The organism is Pseudomonas sp. MPB26, assembly GCF_046605355.1.
Taxonomy (GTDB): Bacteria; Pseudomonadota; Gammaproteobacteria; order Pseudomonadales; family Pseudomonadaceae; genus Aquipseudomonas; species Aquipseudomonas cedrina.
On the sequence record NZ_CP176793.1, the window covers coordinates 3,213,007 to 3,232,714 of the forward strand.

At 61.6% G+C, this 19,708-nt stretch carries 18 protein-coding genes; 6 read left to right on the forward strand and 12 right to left on the reverse strand.

What is annotated here, in order from left to right; translation table 11 throughout:
• Nucleotides 1-231 precede the first annotated feature (231 nt).
• Together ACLH0H_RS14780 and ACLH0H_RS14785 are read left to right on the forward strand one after the other, a co-directional pair.
• Nucleotides 232-573 (forward strand): antibiotic biosynthesis monooxygenase family protein, encoded by a 342-nt coding sequence (locus ACLH0H_RS14780; RefSeq protein ID WP_411378589.1) that lies wholly within the window; start codon nt 232-234, stop codon nt 571-573.
• Nucleotides 574-614: 41 nt separating this feature from the next.
• A complete protein-coding gene (locus tag ACLH0H_RS14785) occupies nt 615-848 on the forward strand; it encodes a hypothetical protein (protein WP_411378590.1) in 234 nt (77 codons plus the stop codon).
• Nucleotides 849-986: 138 nt separating this feature from the next.
• On the opposite strand, the gene ACLH0H_RS14790 is transcribed toward ACLH0H_RS14785, so the two are convergent.
• The 5 genes from ACLH0H_RS14790 to ACLH0H_RS14810 form a co-directional block, all read right to left on the reverse strand.
• On the reverse strand, nt 987-1,619 hold the full coding sequence (locus ACLH0H_RS14790) for a flavin reductase family protein (protein ID WP_411378591.1): 633 nt from the start codon (nt 1,617-1,619) through the stop codon (nt 987-989).
• Nucleotides 1,620-1,794: 175 nt separating this feature from the next.
• Complete coding sequence (locus ACLH0H_RS14795) at nt 1,795-3,114, reverse strand: MFS transporter (protein ID WP_411378592.1); 1,320 nt, start codon at nt 3,112-3,114, stop codon at nt 1,795-1,797.
• Between the two features lie 262 nt (nt 3,115-3,376).
• Nucleotides 3,377-4,711 carry a sigma-54-dependent transcriptional regulator gene (locus ACLH0H_RS14800; RefSeq protein WP_411378593.1) on the reverse strand — a complete coding sequence of 445 codons (1,335 nt, stop codon included), beginning with the start codon at nt 4,709-4,711 and terminating at the stop codon, nt 3,377-3,379.
• Entirely contained in the window at nt 4,705-6,471 is a 1,767-nt protein-coding gene (locus tag ACLH0H_RS14805) for an ATP-binding protein (protein ID WP_411378594.1), read from the reverse strand. The genes ACLH0H_RS14800 and ACLH0H_RS14805 overlap by 7 nt, the downstream gene beginning before the upstream one ends.
• Nucleotides 6,472-6,675: 204 nt before the next feature.
• Nucleotides 6,676-8,199 (reverse strand): fumarate hydratase, encoded by a 1,524-nt coding sequence (locus tag ACLH0H_RS14810; protein WP_411378595.1) that lies wholly within the window; start codon nt 8,197-8,199, stop codon nt 6,676-6,678.
• A gap of 207 nt (nt 8,200-8,406) precedes the next feature.
• Between ACLH0H_RS14810 and ACLH0H_RS14815 the strand changes: the two genes are divergently transcribed.
• A complete protein-coding gene (locus ACLH0H_RS14815) occupies nt 8,407-9,339 on the forward strand; it encodes an iron-sulfur-binding ferredoxin reductase (protein WP_411378596.1) in 933 nt (310 codons plus the stop codon).
• 30 nt (nt 9,340-9,369) lie between these two features.
• Nucleotides 9,370-10,119 carry an enoyl-CoA hydratase-related protein gene (locus tag ACLH0H_RS14820; RefSeq protein WP_411378597.1) on the forward strand — a complete coding sequence of 250 codons (750 nt, stop codon included), beginning with the start codon at nt 9,370-9,372 and terminating at the stop codon, nt 10,117-10,119.
• A gap of 178 nt (nt 10,120-10,297) precedes the next feature.
• Here the strand turns inward: ACLH0H_RS14820 and pyk are convergent, their stop codons facing one another.
• On the reverse strand, nt 10,298-11,749 hold the full coding sequence (gene pyk, locus ACLH0H_RS14825; protein WP_076949779.1) for a pyruvate kinase: 1,452 nt from the start codon (nt 11,747-11,749) through the stop codon (nt 10,298-10,300).
• Nucleotides 11,750-11,922: 173 nt separating this feature from the next.
• On the opposite strand from pyk, the gene ACLH0H_RS14830 reads away from it, so the two are divergent.
• Nucleotides 11,923-12,297, forward strand: coding sequence for a hypothetical protein (locus ACLH0H_RS14830; protein WP_076949778.1), 375 nt, complete (start codon nt 11,923-11,925; stop codon nt 12,295-12,297).
• A 226-nt stretch (nt 12,298-12,523) separates the two neighbouring features.
• Nucleotides 12,524-12,883, forward strand: coding sequence for a PilZ domain-containing protein (locus ACLH0H_RS14835; protein ID WP_411382414.1), 360 nt, complete (start codon nt 12,524-12,526; stop codon nt 12,881-12,883).
• Nucleotides 12,884-12,952: 69 nt separating this feature from the next.
• Here the strand turns inward: ACLH0H_RS14835 and ACLH0H_RS14840 are convergent, their stop codons facing one another.
• Genes ACLH0H_RS14840 through ACLH0H_RS14865 form a run of 6 tightly spaced genes read right to left on the reverse strand, consistent with a single transcriptional unit; the run spans nt 12,953 to nt 19,635 of the window.
• Entirely contained in the window at nt 12,953-14,284 is a 1,332-nt protein-coding gene (locus ACLH0H_RS14840; RefSeq protein ID WP_411378598.1) for a DUF58 domain-containing protein, read from the reverse strand.
• A 7-nt stretch (nt 14,285-14,291) separates the two neighbouring features.
• The gene (locus ACLH0H_RS14845; protein WP_411378599.1) at nt 14,292-15,287 is read right to left on the reverse strand and encodes an AAA family ATPase; all 996 of its coding nucleotides are present in this window, start codon (nt 15,285-15,287) and stop codon (nt 14,292-14,294) included.
• Nucleotides 15,284-16,453 (reverse strand): DUF4350 domain-containing protein, encoded by a 1,170-nt coding sequence (locus tag ACLH0H_RS14850; RefSeq protein WP_411378600.1) that lies wholly within the window; start codon nt 16,451-16,453, stop codon nt 15,284-15,286. The genes ACLH0H_RS14845 and ACLH0H_RS14850 overlap by 4 nt, the downstream gene beginning before the upstream one ends.
• Entirely contained in the window at nt 16,450-17,979 is a 1,530-nt protein-coding gene (locus ACLH0H_RS14855) for a DUF4129 domain-containing protein (RefSeq protein WP_411378601.1), read from the reverse strand. The genes ACLH0H_RS14850 and ACLH0H_RS14855 overlap by 4 nt, the downstream gene beginning before the upstream one ends.
• Complete coding sequence (locus ACLH0H_RS14860; RefSeq protein ID WP_411378602.1) at nt 17,966-18,946, reverse strand: stage II sporulation protein M; 981 nt, start codon at nt 18,944-18,946, stop codon at nt 17,966-17,968. Before ACLH0H_RS14860 ends, ACLH0H_RS14855 begins: the two co-directional genes overlap by 14 nt.
• On the reverse strand, nt 18,943-19,635 hold the full coding sequence (locus ACLH0H_RS14865) for an RDD family protein (protein WP_411378603.1): 693 nt from the start codon (nt 19,633-19,635) through the stop codon (nt 18,943-18,945). Before ACLH0H_RS14865 ends, ACLH0H_RS14860 begins: the two co-directional genes overlap by 4 nt.
• Nucleotides 19,636-19,708 lie beyond the last annotated feature (73 nt).

Here is a 19,708-nt window from a genome sequence, read left to right on the forward strand (position 1 = left end):
CGAGCTATCGCGAATCAGGCAATCGCTGCGCCTGTCATCTCCCTGAAACAAGGCGTTGGCCGTGGAATAAAGCCGGCTGCTAAACGTCTTCTCTACGCTTCTCGCAGGATTGTGCAATAAGCCGGCAGGAATCGACTAACCGCGCCGCGACTCGCGCCGTTATCGTTGATCCTGTGGCAGCACACCCCCACAGTGCTTGCCGAGCATCACTTCTCAACGGGAGAGTCGAACATGCCCACCCCCATTCCCGCGAGCCATATGGCCTTTATCCGCGCCCGCACCGGGTGCAGCACCGAACTCGGTGCACGCTTGAGCAGTTTGATCGAACCGGGCCGTCAGGCTCAGGGTTGCCTGCAATTCTCGTTGCAGCATTCCCAGGTCGACCCTGATGTGTGGTTGGTCACAGGTTTCTGGAGCAGCGAGCAGGCGATGAGCGCCTACTTCAGTTCGCCGGCCCTGATGATTTTTACCGAGCTGTTGAACGACATGGTGGTGCGCAGCATGGACTTCCAAACGTTCACCGATGCATCCGCCGCCCATGCCTATGGCGAGTACCTGCAACTCGCCGGTTAGGGTTTAGAATGGCCGACTTTCCATTGGCCAGGACCTGCAACATGGCACGTAAACAATTTGCCCACCACGAAGTCGTTTCCGCCGTAGTGCCGGGGGAGGATGGCTACAGCGCTGCTGTCGCCGTCAAGACCCTGGATGGCATGGGTGCACCACGGTTCCACAAGATCCTTGACGGTCAGAAGTTCAAGACCGCGTCCGCTGCCGATGATGCGGCTGCTGTCGAGCTGGAGCGTCTGGTCGATGTGGACGAAGAGGGTCAGTTGACCTGGGCCTAAAGACGGCGATGATAAATGTGGGAGCGGCGGTGCGACGACTCGACTTGCTCGCGAAAGCGGTGTATCAGTGAATACATCTTTAACTGAACCACCGCATTCGCGAGCAAGCCCGCTCCCACAGTTTTTATTGCATTCCAGTCAGCTTGGGGTGGCGCCTGGTCGATACATCTTGAACAGCGCTTCAGGCCCCAATTGGAAGTAATCCGCCGGGCCGCCGCCACGCAGGATCGGCTCGGCGGCGGCAGTGTCGTAGATGCCATCCTTGAGCAGCCACTTGGCAATATGCACCGCGACCACCTCGCCGAGCACCAGCCAGCTTGGCACCAGCGCTTTGTCGGCACGTTGCAGCTGGATGATTTGCGTCACTTTGCACTCGAACGACACCGGGCTTTCGCCCACTCGCGGTACGCCAATGATCCTCGATGCTACCGGCGTCAGGCCGGCCAACTCGAATTCATTCACCTGCGGCGATACTGCCGCGCAGCTCTGGTTCATCTGCTCGGCCAGCGGGCGGGTGGCCAGGTTCCACACAAACTCGCCGGTCTGTTCGATGTTGTTCAGGCTGTCTTTGCGCCCGACACTGGAAAACCCAATGATCGGCGGAATGTAGTTGAACGCATTGAAGAAGCTGTATGGCGCCAGGTTCAGGCGGCCTTCGCTGTCGTGCGATGAGATCCAGCCGATCGGCCGGGGACCGACGATGGCGTTGAATGGGTCATGGGGCAGGCCGTGGCCGTTGGCGGGTTCGTAGAAGTGGATATCGTCGGACATGGCCTGTTCCAAGCTCAATTGGGGGCAAACATCATAAACCAATGTGGGAGCGGGCTTGTGTGGGAGCTGGCTTGCCTGCGATGGCATCACCTCGGTGTAACTGGAAAATCGAGGTGCTGCTATCGCGGGCAAGCCCGGCTCCCACACAAGCTGGGTGTTTTTATCTCTCGAACTTTTAGTCCGTGGTGATCCGCGAGTGCTTGCGCGTGTCCTTCATGGTCATATACACCACCAGCGACACCGCGATACACGCGGTCACATACCAGTAGTAGCCGGTTTCCATGCCGATGCTCTTGAACCACAGCGCGATGTATTCAGCGGTGCCGCCGAAGATCGATACGGTCAGGGCATACGGCAGGCCGACACCCAAAGCACGGATTTCGGTCGGGAACAGCTCGGCTTTCACCACCGCGTTGATCGAGGTATAGCCGCTGACGATGATCAGCGCGGCCATGATCAGGAAGAACGCGCCCCACCAGCTCTGGATGGTATGCAGGGTGGTGAGGATCGGCACGGTGAACAGCGTGCCGAGGATACCGAAGGCAATCAGGATCGGCCGACGGCCGACTTTATCCGACAGCCCGCCGATGATCGGCTGCAGGCACATGAACAGGAACAGTGTCGCCGCTGAGATGGTGGTCGAGTCGGAAATGCTCATGCCGACGGTGTTCACCAGATATTTCTGCATGTAGGTGGTGTAGGTGTAGAAGGCCAGGGTACCGCCCATGGTCAGGCCGACCACGGTCAACAGTTCCTTGGGATGGCGCATCAAGGTGCGCATCGCGCTTTCCTTGGCTTTTTCCTTCTTGGTGAACGACTCGGTTTCTTCCATGCCGCGACGCAGGTACAGCGCAACCACGGCGCACAGGGCACCGATGGCGAACGGGATGCGCCAGCCCCAGGCGTACAGCTGTTCGGTGGTCAGCACTTGTTGCAGCACGATCAGTACGGCCAAGGCGATGAGCTGGCCCGAGATCAGGGTCACGTACTGGAAGCTGGAATAGAAACCACGACGTTCCTTGGTCGCCATTTCGCTGAGGTAAGTGGCGGAGGTACCGTACTCGCCCCCGACCGACAGACCTTGCAGCAAGCGCGCAAACACCAGCAGGATCGGTGCACCGATACCAATGATTTCGTAGCCTGGGCTCAGGGCAATCAGCAGCGAACCGAAGCACATCAGGTAGACCGAGGCCATCAGCGCTTTTTTACGCCCGACCTTATCGGCATACAGGCCCATCAGCCAGCCGCCGATCGGGCGCATCAGGAAGCCTACGGCGAAGATCGCGGCGGTGTTGAGCAATTGAGCGGTGGTGTCGCCTTTGGGAAAAAAGGCCTTGGCGAAATACAGCGAGAAGGCGGCGTAGACATACCAGTCGTACCACTCGACCATGTTGCCGACCGATCCGCTGAAGATCGATTTGATCCGGCTGGAAGTAGTGCGCGCTTTTGCCGGCGCAGCCGCCGACCCCAGAGGCAGGGAGTTGGAGTTATCCATTGAAGGATCCTTCATCTAATTGTTTTTGTGGAGCGTGCTTGAGCACTGCCTGGCTTGGGCTATAGCAGAAGCTGTGCCAGGTGGGTGAAGGCCCGGAATAGAGGGGGTTGAGGTTTTTTTTGAGCGGAAAGCTGCCGATGGTTTTCGGGTTATGAGCGGGAATCCGCTCATGACTACTGGCGCCATCGCAGGCAAGCCAGCTCCCACATTCGACGGTGTTCACAAATCAAAAGTGGGAGCTGGCTTGCCTGCGATGGCGGCCTCAAGGTTGCTGGAGAAACATCTCCCGCACCAACCCATGCCGCTGCATCTTTTCATTAAAGGTGCGGCGCGGCAGTTGCAGCTCGGCCAGCACCGCCTTGATATCGCCTTTGTGCCGAGCCAGTGCGGCTTTGAGGCAATGCGCTTCGAACGCTTCCTGCTGCGCCGCCAGGGATTGTCCGGCCTCGACGCCCTCCGGCTCCGGTTCGCCAAGGCCGAGTATCTTGCGCTCGGCGACGTTGGCCAGCTCACGCACGTTGCCCGGCCAGTCATGGCTGAGCAGCCGCCCCAGTTGCGCCCCGCTCAAGGGCTCGACGCTGCGACCCAGGCGCTCGGCAGCGCTCTGTGCAAAATAGTCGAACAGCAGCGGGATGTCTTCGCGGCGCTCACGCAAGGGCGGCAGGCGCAATTGCGCGACATTCAAGCGGTAGGCCAGGTCTTCACGAAAGCGCCCGGCGCGGGCCTCGTCCAGCAGGTCCGGTTTGGTGGCGGCGATGATGCGCAGGTCCACGTGGATGCTCTGGTTGGAGCCCAGTCGCTCCAGTTTCTGTTCCTGCAATACGCGCAGCAGCTTCACTTGCTGGGCCAGCGGCATGCTTTCGATTTCATCGAGAAACAGCGTGCCGCCGTGGGCGTATTCCAGTTTGCCGATGCGCTTGCCCTGGGCGCCGGTGAACGCGCCGCTTTCATGGCCGAACAGCTCGGCTTCAAAGAGCTGTTCGGGGATCGCCGCGCAGTTGAGCGCCACAAAGTGTTTCTTCGCCCGTGGGCCGAAGTCATGCAGGCAGCGGGCGACCAGCTCCTTACCGCTGCCGGTCTCGCCACGAATCAGCACGTTGACCGGCAAGCTCGCCAATTCCAGGACCTGACGGCGCAGGGTCTGCAGCGCTCGCGACACTCCCAGAAGGGTCGAGTCCAACTGCGCGCGATGGTCGGCCTGTTGGTGCAGGCGACGGTTCTCCAGGATCAGCCCGCGCTTGTCCAGGGCGCGGCGCAGGCTGTTGAGCAAGGCGTCGGGGCTGAAGGGTTTTTCCAGGAAGTCGTAGGCACCGTCGCGCATGGCTTCAACCGCCATTGGCACATCGCCGTGGCCCGTCAGCAAAATCACCGGCAAATCCGCATCGCGGCGCTGCACTTCGGCCAGCAGCTCCAGGCCGCTCAGCCCCGGCATGCGCACGTCGCTCAGGATCACGCCGGGAAAGTCCGTGGGCAGTTGTGCCAGGCATTCCTCGGCACGGCTGAACAACTGCACCGCGAACCCCGACAAGCTCAGCCACTGTTCGACGGCCGTGCGGATGCTGGCTTCGTCATCGACCACAATCACCGCGTTCAACATAGGTCAGGTGTCTCCAGCGCAATAGGCAGGGTCAAGGTGAATTGCGCGCCGTCCCCGCGGTTGCCGGCGATCAGGCGACCGCCCAATTCGTGCACGATAGCGTAGGACACCGCCAGCCCCAGGCCGAGCCCATCACCCACGGGCTTGGTGGTGAAGAAGGGGTCGAACACACTGTTGAGGTGTTCGTCGGCAATCCCGCCGCCGCTGTCGCTGACGGTCAGTTGCCACAGCTGTTCATCGGCATGCAGACGGATCTCCAGGCGTTTACGCGGCTTGTCGGCCATCGCGTCGAGCGCGTTGCGCAGCAGGTTGATCAGCACCTGCTCCAGGCGGATCGCGTCACCGCGTACCCAGGCGGGGCGGGTCAGGTCGAGCACAACGCCGATGGCTTCATCGCGCAGGCGTGCATCGAGCAGCTGCAGGGACTGATCGACCACCGTGGCCAAATCCAGGCGCTCGCGCAGGCCACTCGGGCTTTTGCGCGCGAAGGTCTTGAGATGGCCGGTCAGCGCGGCCATGCGCGTGAGCATATCGTCCAGTGGCGTGATGGCCTTGTAGGCGTCGTCGATGCGGCCGTGATCCAGCAGCAGGCGCAAGGTGGCGAGCTGCATGCGTTGAGCCGTGAGCGGTTGATTGATCTCGTGGGCGAGGGCGGCGGACATTTGCCCCAGCGCCGCCAGCTTGGCCGATTGCACCAGGCCGTCCTGGGCGGTGCGTAGTGCCTGGGTACGCTCTTCCACCAGTTGCTCAAGCTCTTCGCGACTGCGCTGACGCAAGCGGGCCAGGCGCCAGCGTTGGATGAGAAACAGCACCAGGAACACCAGCGCCAGCCATGAGCCGGCGGCGGCCAGGCCGGCGTTGCGTTGGTCCTCGAACGCAAACTGTGGTTTGCGCAGCAGGTGCAGGGTCCAGCCTTCAGCCTTTAACGGCAGGGATTCCCAGATGTAATTGGCGTTGCCATCCGGGCCGTTGACGCGCACCAGGTGGCTGTTCTCGTCAAAGCGCTGCAGCGCCTGCATCTCCAGCGCCTGCAGGTGTTTTTTGTCGTATTGGCGGGTGGTCTTGAGTTCAGCCAGGTCGTCGGCCGACAACGGCCGCAGGTTGCGATAACGCCAGCCGGGCTGATTGGCGATAAATACGATGCCACGCGCATCGCTGACCAGCAGCAGGTCATTGCCCTGGGCCCACTCGCGTTCAAGCTCGGGGAACTCCAGCTTGACTACCATGGCGCCAAGGAACTGCTCATGCTCATCCAGCACCGCGCTGGACAGGAAATACCCCGGAATGCCGGTGGTCACACCCACCGCATAAAACCGCCCGGTGCCCTGGCTCAAGGTCTGGCTGAAATACGGACGGAACGCGTAGTTGTGCCCCACATAACTGCTGGGCAAGTTCCAGTTACTGGCCGCTACGGCCAGGCCGGTGCGGTCCATCAACTCCAGGGTGGAAGACTGTGCGGCGCCGTTGATGCGTTCCAGCTTGCGGTTGAGCAGGTCCTGGGTGGCGGCATCCAGCGGGCCTTTCAAGGCATTGATCATCTCCGAGTCCAGCGCTAATACGGCGGGTAGGGCGCGGTAGCGTTCGATCAGGGTGTGCAGCGAGTTGGCGTACAGCGCGAGCTGCTGATTGGCGCGGGCGGCGTCGTCCACCAGGGCCTGGCGTTCGGCATGGCGCGTGGCCAAGGCGGCAGCCAGCACGGCACCGGCGATGATCAGCAGGGAATAGAAGGTCAGGCGCAGGGGGCGAGGGATCACGATCATACGGTGATGGGCAGGCGCAGTGAGGGGAATGCACCTTAGCATGCAGGACGTTAATGTTGTGGCAAGTGGGCTTTATGTGGGAGCGGGCTTGCTCGCGAAGGCGGTGTGTCAGTCACCTATTCCATGGCTGACACACCGCCTTCGCGAGCAAGCCCGCTCCCACAGGGCTCATCGGCGCAAGCATTTATCCTTGCAGGGAAGCGCTTACTGCACTTCAACCGCCAGGCTGTCACTGATCTTTTTCTGCCAGATGGCAGGACCGGTGATGTGGACGGACTCGCCCTTGCTGTCCACCGCAACGGTAACCGGCATGTCTTTGACGTCGAACTCGTAGATCGCTTCCATGCCCAGCTCGGCAAACGCGACAACGCGTGATTGCTTGATGGCTTGCGCCACCAGGTATGCGGCGCCGCCGACGGCCATCAGGTACACGGCCTTGTGGTCCTTGATCGCTTCGATCGCAGTCGGGCCGCGTTCGGATTTGCCGATCATGCCCAGCAGGCCGGTTTGCTCGAGGATCTGACGGGTGAACTTGTCCATCCGCGTCGCGGTGGTCGGGCCTGCCGGGCCAACCACTTCTTCGCGTACCGGATCAACCGGGCCGACGTAGTAGATGAAGCGTCCCTTGAGGTCCACCGGCAGGGATTCGCCCTTGTTCAGCATCTCGACCATGCGCTTGTGCGCGGCGTCGCGACCGGTGAGCATCTTGCCGTTGAGCAACACGGTTTCGCCCGGCTTCCAGCTTTGCACTTCTTCCGGGGTCAGGGTGTCGAGGTTGACACGGCGGGCCGATGGGCCGGCTTCCCAGACGATTTCCGGGTAGGCGTCCAGCGGTGGCGCTTCCAGCGACGCCGGGCCCGAACCGTCGAGCACGAAGTGCGCGTGACGGGTGGCGGCGCAGTTGGGGATCATGCACACCGGCAAGGAAGCGGCGTGGGTCGGGTAGTCCATGATCTTCACATCGAGCACGGTAGTCAGGCCGCCCAGGCCCTGGGCGCCGATGCCCAGCTGGTTGACCTTCTCGAACAGCTCCAGGCGCATCTCTTCGATACGGTTGGAGGGGCCGCGCTTGATCAGCTCGTGGATGTCGATGGATTCCATCAGCACTTCCTTGGCCATCACCGCGGCTTTCTCGGCGGTGCCGCCGATGCCGATGCCCAGCATGCCGGGCGGGCACCAGCCGGCGCCCATGGTCGGAACGGTCTTGAGCACCCAGTCGACGATCGAGTCGGACGGGTTGAGCATGGCCATTTTCGACTTGTTTTCGGAACCGCCACCCTTGGCCGCCACGTCCACTTCCACGGTGTTACCCGGGACGATGGAGTAGTGGATGACCGCCGGGGTGTTGTCCTTGGTGTTCCTGCGCGCACCGGCCGGGTCGGCGAGGATGGAGGCACGCAGGACGTTTTCCGGCAGGTTGTAGGCGCGACGCACGCCTTCGTTGATCATGTCGTCCAGGCCCATGGTGGCGCCATCCCAACGTACGTCCATGCCCACGCGCACGAACACGGTGACGATACCGGTGTCCTGACAGATCGGGCGATGGCCGGTGGCGCACATGCGCGAGTTGATAAGGATCTGGGCGATGGAGTCACGGGCCGCCGGCGATTCTTCGCGCAGGTAGGCTTCGTGCATGGCCTGGATGAAATCAACGGGGTGGTAGTAGGAAATGAATTGCAGGGCGTCGGCAACGCTCTGAATCAGGTCGTCTTGCTTGATCACGGTCATGAGTCGCGCTCCTCTATAAGGGAACATTCAATAAAGGTGGGCTCAGTGTGGCATCGGTCGGCTGAGCCCACCTTTCCAAGGCACGCCAAGTGGTGCAGGCGCGACGCTAAAAAGGCGCGGCAGTATAACCCGGCACGGTGGCCGATACACCCGACCATGGTCAAACTGCGTTATCGTTACGGACCATCGCAATGACTGAGACTTTATATGCCTGAACTGCACGTCGGCGAACGCCATTGGTCGGTAGCCGCCGGCAGCAACCTGCTGGAGGCCTTGAACCAGGCGGGCGTGGCCGTGCCCTACAGTTGCCGTGCCGGCAGTTGCCATGCCTGTTTGGTGCGTTGCCAGGGTGACGTCGAGGACAGGCAACCGGATGCCTTGAGCCCGGCGCAGCGTCAGGATGGCTGGCGCCTGGCGTGTCAGTGCCAGGTCGCCGGGGATCTGAAGGTTGAGACCTTTGATCCGCTCCATGACGGGCTGCCCGCACAGGTGGTCGGTGCCGATTGGCTGACCCCCCATGTGTTGCGCCTGCGCCTGCAACCGCAACGCGGTCTGCGTTACCGCGCCGGGCAGCACTTGGTGCTGTGGGCGGGGCAGGTGGCAAGGCCGTATTCCCTGGCCAGCCTGCCTCAGGAAGACCCGTTCCTGGAGTTCCATCTCGATTGCCGCCAGCCCGGTGAATTCACTGACCTTGCCCGGCAGTTGCAGGTCGGCGAATCTTTGCGTCTGGGCGAGGTGCGCGGCGGCGCGCTGCAATACGACCCGGACTGGCAATCCCGACCGCTCTGGCTGCTGGCGTCCGGCACCGGGTTGGGTCCGTTGTGGGGCGTGTTGCGCGAGGCATTGCGCCAGGATCACCAAGGCGATATTCGCCTGATTCACCTGGCCCATGATGCCGACGCGCATTACCTGGCCGAACCCTTGGCGGCGCTGGCCGCACAGCATTCAAACCTGTCGGTAGAGCTGTGGACAGCGGCCGAGTCGGCCCAGGCATTGGCGCAACTGCGGCTTGTTTCGCGACAAACCCTGGCTTTACTCTGCGGGCACCCTGCCAGTGTCGAAGCGTTTTCCAAGCGCCTGTTCCTGGCCGGGCTGCCGCGCAATCAACTGCTGGCCGACGTGTTCCTGTCCCGTGGTTGAGCGCTGAACGCTACATCCGCGAGATTTGCCATGACCGACGCCATTTTGCACCGACGCGACCGTGGGCTGTTGACCCTGCAGCTCAATCGCCCCGACAAGAAGAACGCGCTGACTCGCGCCATGTACACGCAACTGGCCGAGGCCTTGGAGCAGGCCGACGCGGATGCGAATATCCGCTGCGTGCTGCTTCACGGCAGCAGTGACTGTTTCACGGCGGGCAACGACATCGGCGATTTTCTCCAGCAGCCACCGAGCGATCTCGACAGCCCGCCCTTTCACTTCATGAAGAGCCTGCTCAACTGCCGCAAGCCGGTGATCGCCGCCGTGGCGGGCGCGGCGGTGGGTATCGGCACCACCTTGCTGCTGCATTGCGACCTGGTGTACGTCAGCCGGGATGCGCGGTTGCGCATGCCGTTCGTCAATCTCGGGCTGTGTCCGGAGTTTGGTTCGAGCCTGATCCTGCCGAGATTATTGGGGCATGCCAAAGCGGCTGAGTTGTTGCTGCTGGGCGAGGGGTTCAGCGGCGAGCAGGCGGCGGCCTGGGGGATCGCTACCGAGGCGCTGTGCAGTGGCGAGGCGGCGCTGGCCAAGGCGCGGGAAATGGCCGAGCGTTTTGAAACCCTGGCACCGGGGGCAGTGCAGGTGACCAAGCAATTGATGAAAAGCGTTGATCGTGAACAGTTGCGGCAAGTGATCGAGGAGGAGGGGGCGTTGTTTACCCAGCGGTTGAGATCGCCGGAGGCGATTGCGGCGATGTCGGCGTTTATCGCTCGGCGTTGAATACGGGTGGCTGGACTGACGCTATCGCAGGCAAGCCAGCTCCCACATTGAAATGCGGTGAACTGTGGGAGTCGGGCTTGCCCGCGATGGGGGCTTCACCTTCAACCCCATCAACCCGCCATGAAATGCAAAAAGCCCCGCCATTCACAGGGCGGGGCTTTTGTTTTCAGCCTGTCACTCAGACCATTGGATCGCCAACGTGCAGGATCTTCATGCCGTTGGTGCCGCCGATGGTGTGATAGCTGTCGCCCTTGGTCAGGATGACCCAGTCGCCTTTCTCCACGACACCGCGTTTGATCAGCTCGTCGATGGCAGCCTGGCTGACTTCATGCGGCGGCAACGAAGCCGGGTCGAACGGTACGGTGTATACCCCACGGAACATGGCCGCACGGGCCTGGGTTTCGCGGTGCGGGGAGAACGCGTAGATCGGCACCGAGGAGCGAATGCGCGACATGATCAACGGCGTGTAGCCACTTTCGGTCAAGGCAATGATCGCCTTCACGCCCGGGAAGTGGTTCGCGGTGTACATGGCGGCCAGGGCGATACTCTGGTCGCAGCTTTCGAACTCTTTGCCGATGCGGTGGCTGGAGGTCTTGCTGGTCGGGTGCTTTTCGGCGCCAAGGCAGATACGCGCCATGGCTTGCACGGCTTCCAGTGGGTAGGGACCTGCAGCACTTTCAGCCGAGAGCATCACGGCGTCGGTGTAGTCGAGCACGGCGTTGGCCACGTCGGACACTTCGGCGCGGGTCGGCATCGGGTTCTGGATCATCGACTCCATCATCTGGGTCGCCACGATCACCGCTTTGTTATGACGGCGCGCGTGCAGGATGATTTTTTTCTGGATGCCGATCAGCTCGGCGTCACCGATTTCCACGCCCAGGTCGCCACGGGCAACCATCACCGCGTCGGAAGCCTTGATCAGGCCGTCGAGGGTTTCGTCGTTAGCCACGGCCTCGGCACGTTCGATCTTCGCCACCAGCCAGGCAGTACCGCCGGCTTCGTCGCGCAGTTTACGGGCGTATTCCATGTCGGCGGCGTCGCGCGGGAAGGACACGGCGAGGTAGTCCACTTCCATTTCGGCGGCGAGCTTGATGTCGGCCTTGTCTTTTTCGGTCAGGGCCGGTGCGGTCAGGCCACCACCACGACGGTTGATGCCCTTATGGTCGGACAGCGGGCCGCCGATTAGCACGGTGCAATTGAGCTCAGTCGGGGTTGCGGTATCGACACGCATGACCACGCGGCCATCGTCCAGCAGCAGTTCGTCACCAACGCCGCAATCTTTCACCAGGTCCGGGTAGTCGATGCCAACTACGTCCTGGGTGCCCTCGGTCAATGGGTGGCTGGTAGAGAACGTGAACTTGTCACCGATCTTCAGCTCGATCCGCTTGTTGGCGAATTTGGCGATGCGGATTTTCGGGCCTTGCAGGTCACCCAGCAATGCCACGAAGCGGCCGTGCTTGGCGGCCAGGTCACGCACCAGCTTGGCGCGAGCCTTGTGCTCGTCCGGGGTGCCGTGGGAGAAGTTCAGACGGGCTACGTCCAAACCAGCCAGAATCAGCTGTTCGAGGACTTCCGGCGAGTTGCTGGCCGGGCCAAGGGTGGCGACGATTTTGGTGCGACGGACGGACATGCACAGACTCCTGAGTTCAAGCGCTGAGGAAGGCTACTATGCTCTTTCGTTGTAGTCATTGTTCGTTTGCACTACTTATCGACGATTGACTTGTTTTCGTTGCGGCTGAATACGAACATCCTTGAAGATTTTCGACGAGGGGTCGATACACTGCACAAGACAGGAGAACCCTCATGCGAATTTTGCTCATTGCTGCCCTGGCCGTCAGTGTTGTCGGCTGCACCCGCTGGTCGATGGACCACCATTTGAACAATGCCTATCGCGCCTACACGATCGGCGATTGCGAACGCGTTACCCTGGAATTGTCCCAGGTCGACCGTAAAAGTCGCACCCGGCGCTACGTGCAACCGGAAGTCTCGATGTTGCGCGGGCAGTGCCTGGAGCGGCAAAAGCTGTTCGTCGATGCGGCGCAGACCTATCAGTTCATCATCAATCAATACCCGTCGAGTGAGTACGCCTACCGCGCTCGCGCGAGGCTGGACACCTTGCAACAGTTAGGGCACTACCCCGGTTTAAAGGTCGCTCAGCCCCGCCCGGCATCCTTGTGATGCTATTCGTCGTTTCATAGCTGGCCCCCTGCCAGTCTTGGGCTATCCTTTGAATGTCCGTTTGTACAAGTTTATATGCAAACGGATGTAGAGCCCGGACTCGGCGGCTGTCTGCTGCACAACATTGGTTGTGCGCGCACCGAAGTCCAGGGAGAGCGAGCGGTTTTTGGCTCGTTCCGAATCACTGGCACGGCCGCAGTCATGGCCATTGGATGGCGATTTCACCATGTTTACCGACCGACGGATCGAGCGGCATCAGCTACCTTGTTTTCTGCAAGTGTTTAACCGACTTACTGATAAACCCATCGGGTTCCTGGGCAACGTTTCGGAAGACGGGCTGATGTTAATCAGCCAGCTGCCCATGATGGTCGATGTGGACTTCGAGCTGCGTGTGAAGATTCCTGCGGCGGACGGTACCTGGAATCCAATTGACCTCACGGCAACCTGTCTCTGGAGCCACGAGGACATCAACCCCCAGCATTACGACTCCGGCTTCAGGGTGCTCCATGCCCCTGAAGAATATGGGCAATTGGTCAGCGTCTTGCTCCATTACTTCAGTTTTGATCCTTTGCAGGCGTCGGCTTAGGCGCATTGGCGACCCGGTTTCGGTGTGGTCGGCCCTGGCGTAACAGTGGGTTTCTTGCGCAGGGCTTTCTTAGATTGCACCGGCTTTTTTCCAACCCAGATAGCGTGTCACCAACGCCGGCCCCAGTTCGGACGGCAAGGTGTCGAGTATCGACAGGCCTTGCGCGCTGAGACGGTCGTGCAGTTGGTTGCGGGTATTCAAGTAATCGATGGTACCGCTGTAGGCCAAGGCTTCGGGCAAGGTTTGCACGGGGGCCTGGCGCAGTTGATCGACTACTTCCTCGCGGAGGCTGGCCACCAGCACTCTATGTTGGCGGCTGATGCGCTTGACGGCCGTCAGCAGTGCCTCGTCGTCTTCATCCCGCAGGTTGGTGACCACGACCACCAACGCTCGGCGCTTCTGTCGGGCCAACAACTGGCTTGCCGCTGCCTGATAGTCGGCGGTGCGTCGGGTAGTGTCCAGGTCGTATACCGCGTTGAGCAACAGGTTCAACTGGCTGCTCCCCTTCACCGGTGCCACGTAGCGGGGCTGGTCACCGGCAAAAGTGCACAGCCCCACCGCATCGCCTTCACGCAAGGCGACGTAGCTGAGCAGCAGGCAAGCATTGAGGGCGTTGTCAAAATGGGACAGCTCGTCATCCTGGCTACGCATGCGGCGGCCGCAATCGAGCATGAACACGATCTGCTGGTCGCGCTCATCCTGGTACTCACGCGCGATGGGCGTGCGCTGGCGCGCGGTAGCCTTCCAATCGATCTGCCGAAGGCTGTCACCCTCGCGAAACTCGCGCAGTTGATGAAACTCCAGCCCCAGGCCTCGTCGTTGGCGCTGACGCACACCCAGTTGGCTCAGCCAGTTGTCCACGCCCAGCAGCTGCGCGCCATACAACCGGGCGAAATCCGGGTAGACGCGGGTGGCGTCGTTCGCCTCGATAAAGCGCCGCGCTGACCACAGCCCCATTGGGCTGGGCAGGTAGATTTCACAGCGGCTGAAACTGAAATGCCCGCGCCGCAGGGGGCGAACGCGATAGCCTAGCTCACTGCGTTCACCGGGGCGCAGGTCAATGGGCTGGGGTATGCTCTCTACTGTTAGCCCGTCGGGCACATGATCGAACACCTGCACTGTCAGCGGCTGCAGGAAATCATGCTCCAGGGCCAGGCGTACTTCGCCCCAACGCCCCAGCGCCAGGCTGCCCGGCACCTGCCGTTGCACTCGGGGCGACGGACGGCGACGCAGGCGCAGCGCATCCAGCGTGGTCAGCAGCAACAGTGCCAGGAGCAGCCCCCATGCGACTGAATGCAAGGTGTCGGGCACCTTGAGCTGCAACGCAGCGGCAGTGCCCAGCAGGATGTTCAACCCCAGCAATACGCCGAGCCAATTCAACAGCAGGCGGGTCGGTTTCATGGGCGAGTCATTGCCGAGGTGCCGGAATTTGATCGAGCAGTTGCTTAAGCACCTGGTCGACCTCCAGCCCGTCGATATCCAACTCTGGTGCGATACGCACCCGGTGACGCAATACCGCCAGGGCGCATCCCTTGATGTCATCCGGGGTGACGAATTCACCTGCGCGCAGCAAGGCGCGGGCACGCGCGCCACGCACCAGGGCGATGGACGCGCGCGGGCCGGCGCCGATGGCCAGTCCCGGCCAGCTACGGGTGGCACGCGCCAGGCGTACGGCGTAGTCGAGCACTTGTTCGTCGAGGGCCAATTCGCTTGCGATCTGCTGCAACTGCAGCACATCCGCAGCCTGCAACACCGTGCGCAACGGGTGTACATCCAGCATGTCGGCCCGGGATGAGCGCGTTACCTCGCGCACCATCTTCAGTTCCTGCTGTGCGTCGGGGTAATCCATGCGCACCTTGAGCATGAAACGATCCAGTTCCGCTTCCGGCAGAGGGTAAGTGCCTTCCTGTTCGATGGGGTTCTGGGTGGCCAGCACCATGAACGGCTGGCTGATGGGCAGCGCCTCGCCCTCAAGGGTAACTTGCCGCTCCTGCATGGCTTCGAGCAAGGCCGCCTGGGTCTTGGCCGGAGCGCGGTTGATTTCGTCGGCCAGCAGCAAATGGGTGAACACCGGGCCTTTGCGCAGTTTGAACTGTTCGGTGTGCAGGTCGTATACGGCGTGGCCGGTGACATCGCTCGGCATCAGGTCCGGAGTGAACTGGATGCGCGCGAAATCGCCATCGAAGCAACGTGCCAGGGCGCGCACCAGCAAGGTTTTGCCCAGCCCCGGCACGCCTTCCAGCAGCACATGGCCACCGGCAATCAATGCGGTCAGGACATCGTCGATTACCTGCTCCTGGCCAATCACCGCCTTGCGCAATTCAGTGCGCAGGGCCTGGGCTTGCGCGCTGGCGCGTTGCAGGGTTTCGCTGCTCAAGGCGGTGGCGCTGGGTAGTTCGCTCATAAGGCATTCCTGAGGGTTTGCAGGCATGCCACCTGCCGGCTGAAATCGGCGCTGGAAAGCCGTTTTGCCGGGAGTGGGCCAAGGGCCTGGCTGATGACGTGAGAAGGTTGGCGCGTCAGGTGCTCGAGCACCCGCTGCTGATCTGCGTTGTCGAGGTGCTCAAAACCGGGATGACGGCGCCGGGCCGCGCGCAGGATATCGTGCTGCAAGGCTTGCAGCAGCGTGCCCTGGCCGCTGCGGCGCAGCAGGAAGTCGGCGCTGGCCTTGAGGTGCTCCTGCAATTGGCGGCGCGCAGGGGATGCCGGAGCGCGGATCGGGCCTTGGCGCATGGCGGCCTGCCAGAGCGCCAAGGCTATCAAGGCAACGAGTGCCACCAGGGCCTGTGGGAAATAGCGCAGCAGCAGGGTGAACAGGTCATCGAAATCATTATTGAACAGCAAGGTCACGTCCGTGCCCTGGATCAGGTACCAGAGCAACCAGGCATTGTCGTGTTTACCGATGTCCGGAGTTTTCCACAGGTTGCTGTCGGTGATCACCGTGACGCGGCCTTGCCCCAGATTGAGTTGCATCAGGTGGCTCGACTGCGCGCTGTTGGCAGAAAATTGCGCCAGATGCCTGGGGTCGGTGAGGTTGAAGTCTGTGTCGAAACTGAAATAAGCCGGTGCGGTTTCATTATCGACGTACAGCTTGGTGAGGTCCGGCGCTTCCTTTTCAGGAGGCTTTTTACTGGCAGCGGCGGGCTCTTCAGGCTCATCACTCCAGGTCTGGTGGATATGCAAGCGATCGAGCAGCAGGTCACCGCTTTTGCCTGCCTCTTCATCCCACAGGGCCTCGGCCACCAGCAACAGATGACCGCCGGATCGGGTCCAGGCCAGCAGTTGCTCTACTTGGCGCGGCGTAAGACTGCTGCGCTCGCCAAGCATCAGCAGGCTGTTGCCCTTGGCGGGCAGCGTAGCCAGGCGTTCCAGGCTATTGGCATGGGCCACGGCCAGGCCTTGTTGGCGCAGAAAGTGCTCGGCCGCCAGGTACGGGTTGGCCAGCGCCTCCGGAGAGGGGCCGCGGTCCACCACTTCATCGTAGGGGACCGCTTTGCTCCATGCGTAATAACCCCCCGCCGCCAGCAGGCATGCCAGCAATAGCCCCACCCACAATAATGGCCGGTTCATTGGCTGCCCCCTGAGCTGAACAGGTTGCGCCAGTCACTGCACAGTTTTTGCTGGGCCGAGAGGGGCGGAAGGCGATGACCGTAAGCGAGGTTTTGCCAATGCCGGGTCAATTCGTCGCTGAACGCCAGCAGTTGCGGGTGTTGCAACAGGTGAACGCGCTCCAGCACCTGGCCTTCGGTGTCAGCGCTTTTCAGCGGCAGCTTAAAATCATGCAGCAAGCGGCTGAGCAGGCCGCGGTACAGCAGGCCGAGGGCTTCCCTTGGTTGGGTGCTCCACAGGTGCTCGGCGGCGGCGGCAACATCGTCGGGCAAGGTTTCGGCGCCCAGTTCGAGGCCGAACAATTGTGTGGGTATGGGTTTGACGACTTTAGGCTTGCGCGGCCCGCGCCGGCTGACAAAGGTGCGCGCCCAATCGCGATAACGCCACGCCAGCATGATCAAGGCACCGATCAGGATGCCCCATAACAGCGCCTCCAGGCCCTGGGCTATAGGTTTGAAGGTGTTGCTGTTGAGGTTGCCGAGCAGCGCCTTGAGCCAGTCTGGAAGTTTACCGTTGCTGCCAGCCTTGTTTTTAGCCGCAGGCTTTTCGTCACCAAAGCGGTAACGCGTGACGGTTTCCGGGTTTTTGAAAGGGGGCTTGTCCAGCAGCGACTTGATGGATTGGTTCGCGCTCTGGGTACTCAGTGGCTGGTGAGAGCCCGAAGCATCGGCCATGGCGGGCGCGCTGAATGGTGACAGCGTCAAGCCGATCACCAGCAACAACAGCGCAGCCACACTGCTGAGGCGTTGCCGAAGGCGGCGGAACACGAGCTCCAGGTCCCAGGCCTCCAGCACGGTGCGGCGGTTAAGATAAAGGCTGAAGCCACAGGCGACATAGATCGGCTCCCAGAACACCAGAATCAAGGCATAGAACGCGTTGCCCAGGTGTTCAAGCCACAGTGCTTCCGAGCTAGCCGCCAATGCCAGGCTTTGCCAGTCCCAATCCATCTCGACGTTCTGCGGGATAAATAGATAGAACAGCGCCATGCAACCCAACCATAGGCCCATTTCCAAGTGCATGCCGACGATCGTCAGCCAACGCGCCGCGCCGGCGTTACGTTGCTGCAGCACACCCAGGCGTTTTTGCCGTGCCGGGCCATCCAGACCCTCAAGTTGGCTTACCGGCATTATAAAGCTGCGGCTCAGGCTGAGTCGCCGCCAGGTCAGGCTGGCCAGCAACTGCCCTTTGAGCAGGCTTGGCCATGCACGCACCGCTTGCTTGATACCGGGTGTTTCGCCAAACAGGGCCTTGGACAGGATATACAGCGGCAGGCGGTCAAAGGCCGGCTTGAGCCACCAGAACACCAACATGGCGGTGGAAGGGTACTTCCACAGCAGTGCAGTAAGTAAGGCGAAGACTGGCAGGGACACCAATGCCCAGCTGCCCATCAGGAGCAAACGGTATTGGCGGGCCATCAATACCCCAAGGTCCATGGCTTCCCAGGCAGTACGTGGGCGTATTACCACGCTGGCATCACTGAGGCGCATGGCGATTCCTTCCGGCAAGACTCAGGTAAGCGCCCACCAGCAGCCACAGCGCGGCGCCCACCAGGTATTTGATCCAAGGTGCTATCACGGTGGTGGATGACCAATAAGCCTCGATAAAGGCTGCGATCAGCAGGAAGATCATGGCACCGCACAACATTTGCACGCTCTTGCGTGCTGCCAGCCGCAGAGATTCGCCACGAGTCAATTGCCCGGGAGCGATCAGCGCCCAGCCCAGTTGCAGGCCCGCAGCACCGGCGAGAGCGATTGCCGTCAGTTCGAACGCTCCGTGCCCGATAACGAATGACCAGAAGGTCTGCCCATAACCGATTTCGGTCAGGTGCCCGGAGACCGCACCAATGACCAGGCCGTTGAATATCAGGAAGAACACACTGCCCAGGCCGAACAACAAGCCCGCGGCAAAGGTCTGGAACGCGATGCCGGTGTTGTGCATCACGTAGTAGCCGAACATCATCCAGTCTTCGCTCGATGCGCGCTCGGCGGCGCGGCCCAGGCGGCTGGCGTCGGGGTCATACATGCCCTGCATCTCGGCCACCTGCTGGGGGCTGACGATGGCGTAGATAAGGTCTGGAAATAGATAGACCAGCAGGGCGATGCCCACCAGGCTACCGAAGAACAGCAGGCTGGCTACCAGGACGAAACGCCATTGTTCCCGCACCAGGCGGGGGAAATCGGCCAGTACAAAACCCAGCACATTTGCCGCCAATTGGCTGCGATGGCGGTAGAGCTGTTGATGGCCGCACAGCGCCAGCTGTTGCAGGGGGTCGACCAGATAGCTGCTATAGCCGCGTTCCTGGGCCAGGGCCAGGTGCTGGCACAGGCGCCGGTACTGATGGGGGAAGTCAGTTATGTCACTGGCTTTTGCCTGTCCTTGCTCCAACTGTTTCAGGTGTTCGGCAAAAACCTGCCATTGCGGCTGGTGGCGGCTTTCGAAAAGGCTCTGCTTCATGTTGGCCCCAACAGGCCACGGGCCACGCCGTTGAGCTGTTCCACGGCGCGGGCCGGGGATACCTGCAAGGGGGTGGCGAGAATCGATGCCAGCTCGTGAACGCGCTCGCTGGACAGTTCACCCTGGCGTTCGGCGAAGCCAAGGATGGCCCGTTGCTCACTCAACTCCAGGGCGAAGGGCAGGCGCAGGGCCGCCGCTTTTGGAACCTGAGGGCGCACCAGCGGCTGCTCCCGATAGATCACCAACGTGCCGGCGGCAACGTCGCCCAGACGTTTGAAATTAGGGTGCTGCAGGCAACTGATAGCGCCGAGGAAGTAGCCGAGTGGAAGCATGTCCACAAACCGCAGCAGGTTACGGATCAATGACGCGGACCAGCCAATCGGGGTGCCGTCGTCTTGTACAACACGCAGCCCCATGACCTGTTTGCCGGGCGAACACCCCTGGTTGAGCACCTCGAACAGCACCATGTACCACCAACTGATCAGGAACAGCAGCAGCGAACCCAGGCCGATACCGATATTGCCAAGCAAGGCCAATGGCACCAGCAGGATGCCCATGACCACCCCGCGCGCGCCCAGGTCGAAGGCAAACGCCAGCGCGCGGGGTACCAGGCCGGCAGGGCGCAGGGGCAGGTCGATACCCTCCGGGGTTTCGATCTGGTAGCGGGTGTCCAATGGGGCTGAGGGCATCGCGATCCTTGGCAGTGCAGAGTGGCTGGAGACACGGATGCTAGCAGTGTCGACGATGGAAGCAACTACTCAA

What these genes read in the sequence shown, in the direction of transcription:
- ACLH0H_RS14840 (WP_411378598.1), bottom strand. Translation starts at nt 14,284, where the DNA reads ATGAAACCGACCCGCCTGCTGTTGAATTGGCTCGGCGTATTGCTGGGG.
- ACLH0H_RS14830 (WP_076949778.1), top strand. Translation starts at nt 11,923, where the DNA reads ATGCGAATTTTGCTCATTGCTGCCCTGGCCGTCAGTGTTGTCGGCTGC.
- ACLH0H_RS14780 (WP_411378589.1), top strand. Translation starts at nt 232, where the DNA reads ATGCCCACCCCCATTCCCGCGAGCCATATGGCCTTTATCCGCGCCCGC.
- ACLH0H_RS14855 (WP_411378601.1), bottom strand. Translation starts at nt 17,979, where the DNA reads ATGCGCCTCAGTGATGCCAGCGTGGTAATACGCCCACGTACTGCCTGG.
- ACLH0H_RS14785 (WP_411378590.1), top strand. Translation starts at nt 615, where the DNA reads ATGGCACGTAAACAATTTGCCCACCACGAAGTCGTTTCCGCCGTAGTG.
- ACLH0H_RS14795 (WP_411378592.1), bottom strand. Translation starts at nt 3,114, where the DNA reads ATGGATAACTCCAACTCCCTGCCTCTGGGGTCGGCGGCTGCGCCGGCA.
- ACLH0H_RS14790 (WP_411378591.1), bottom strand. Translation starts at nt 1,619, where the DNA reads ATGTCCGACGATATCCACTTCTACGAACCCGCCAACGGCCACGGCCTG.
- ACLH0H_RS14810 (WP_411378595.1), bottom strand. Translation starts at nt 8,199, where the DNA reads ATGACCGTGATCAAGCAAGACGACCTGATTCAGAGCGTTGCCGACGCC.
- ACLH0H_RS14800 (WP_411378593.1), bottom strand. Translation starts at nt 4,711, where the DNA reads ATGTTGAACGCGGTGATTGTGGTCGATGACGAAGCCAGCATCCGCACG.
- ACLH0H_RS14815 (WP_411378596.1), top strand. Translation starts at nt 8,407, where the DNA reads ATGCCTGAACTGCACGTCGGCGAACGCCATTGGTCGGTAGCCGCCGGC.
- ACLH0H_RS14850 (WP_411378600.1), bottom strand. Translation starts at nt 16,453, where the DNA reads ATGAACCGGCCATTATTGTGGGTGGGGCTATTGCTGGCATGCCTGCTG.
- ACLH0H_RS14865 (WP_411378603.1), bottom strand. Translation starts at nt 19,635, where the DNA reads ATGCCCTCAGCCCCATTGGACACCCGCTACCAGATCGAAACCCCGGAG.
- ACLH0H_RS14805 (WP_411378594.1), bottom strand. Translation starts at nt 6,471, where the DNA reads ATGATCGTGATCCCTCGCCCCCTGCGCCTGACCTTCTATTCCCTGCTG.
- pyk (WP_076949779.1), bottom strand. Translation starts at nt 11,749, where the DNA reads ATGTCCGTCCGTCGCACCAAAATCGTCGCCACCCTTGGCCCGGCCAGC.
- ACLH0H_RS14835 (WP_411382414.1), top strand. Translation starts at nt 12,524, where the DNA reads ATGTTTACCGACCGACGGATCGAGCGGCATCAGCTACCTTGTTTTCTG.
- ACLH0H_RS14820 (WP_411378597.1), top strand. Translation starts at nt 9,370, where the DNA reads ATGACCGACGCCATTTTGCACCGACGCGACCGTGGGCTGTTGACCCTG.
- ACLH0H_RS14845 (WP_411378599.1), bottom strand. Translation starts at nt 15,287, where the DNA reads ATGAGCGAACTACCCAGCGCCACCGCCTTGAGCAGCGAAACCCTGCAA.
- ACLH0H_RS14860 (WP_411378602.1), bottom strand. Translation starts at nt 18,946, where the DNA reads ATGAAGCAGAGCCTTTTCGAAAGCCGCCACCAGCCGCAATGGCAGGTT.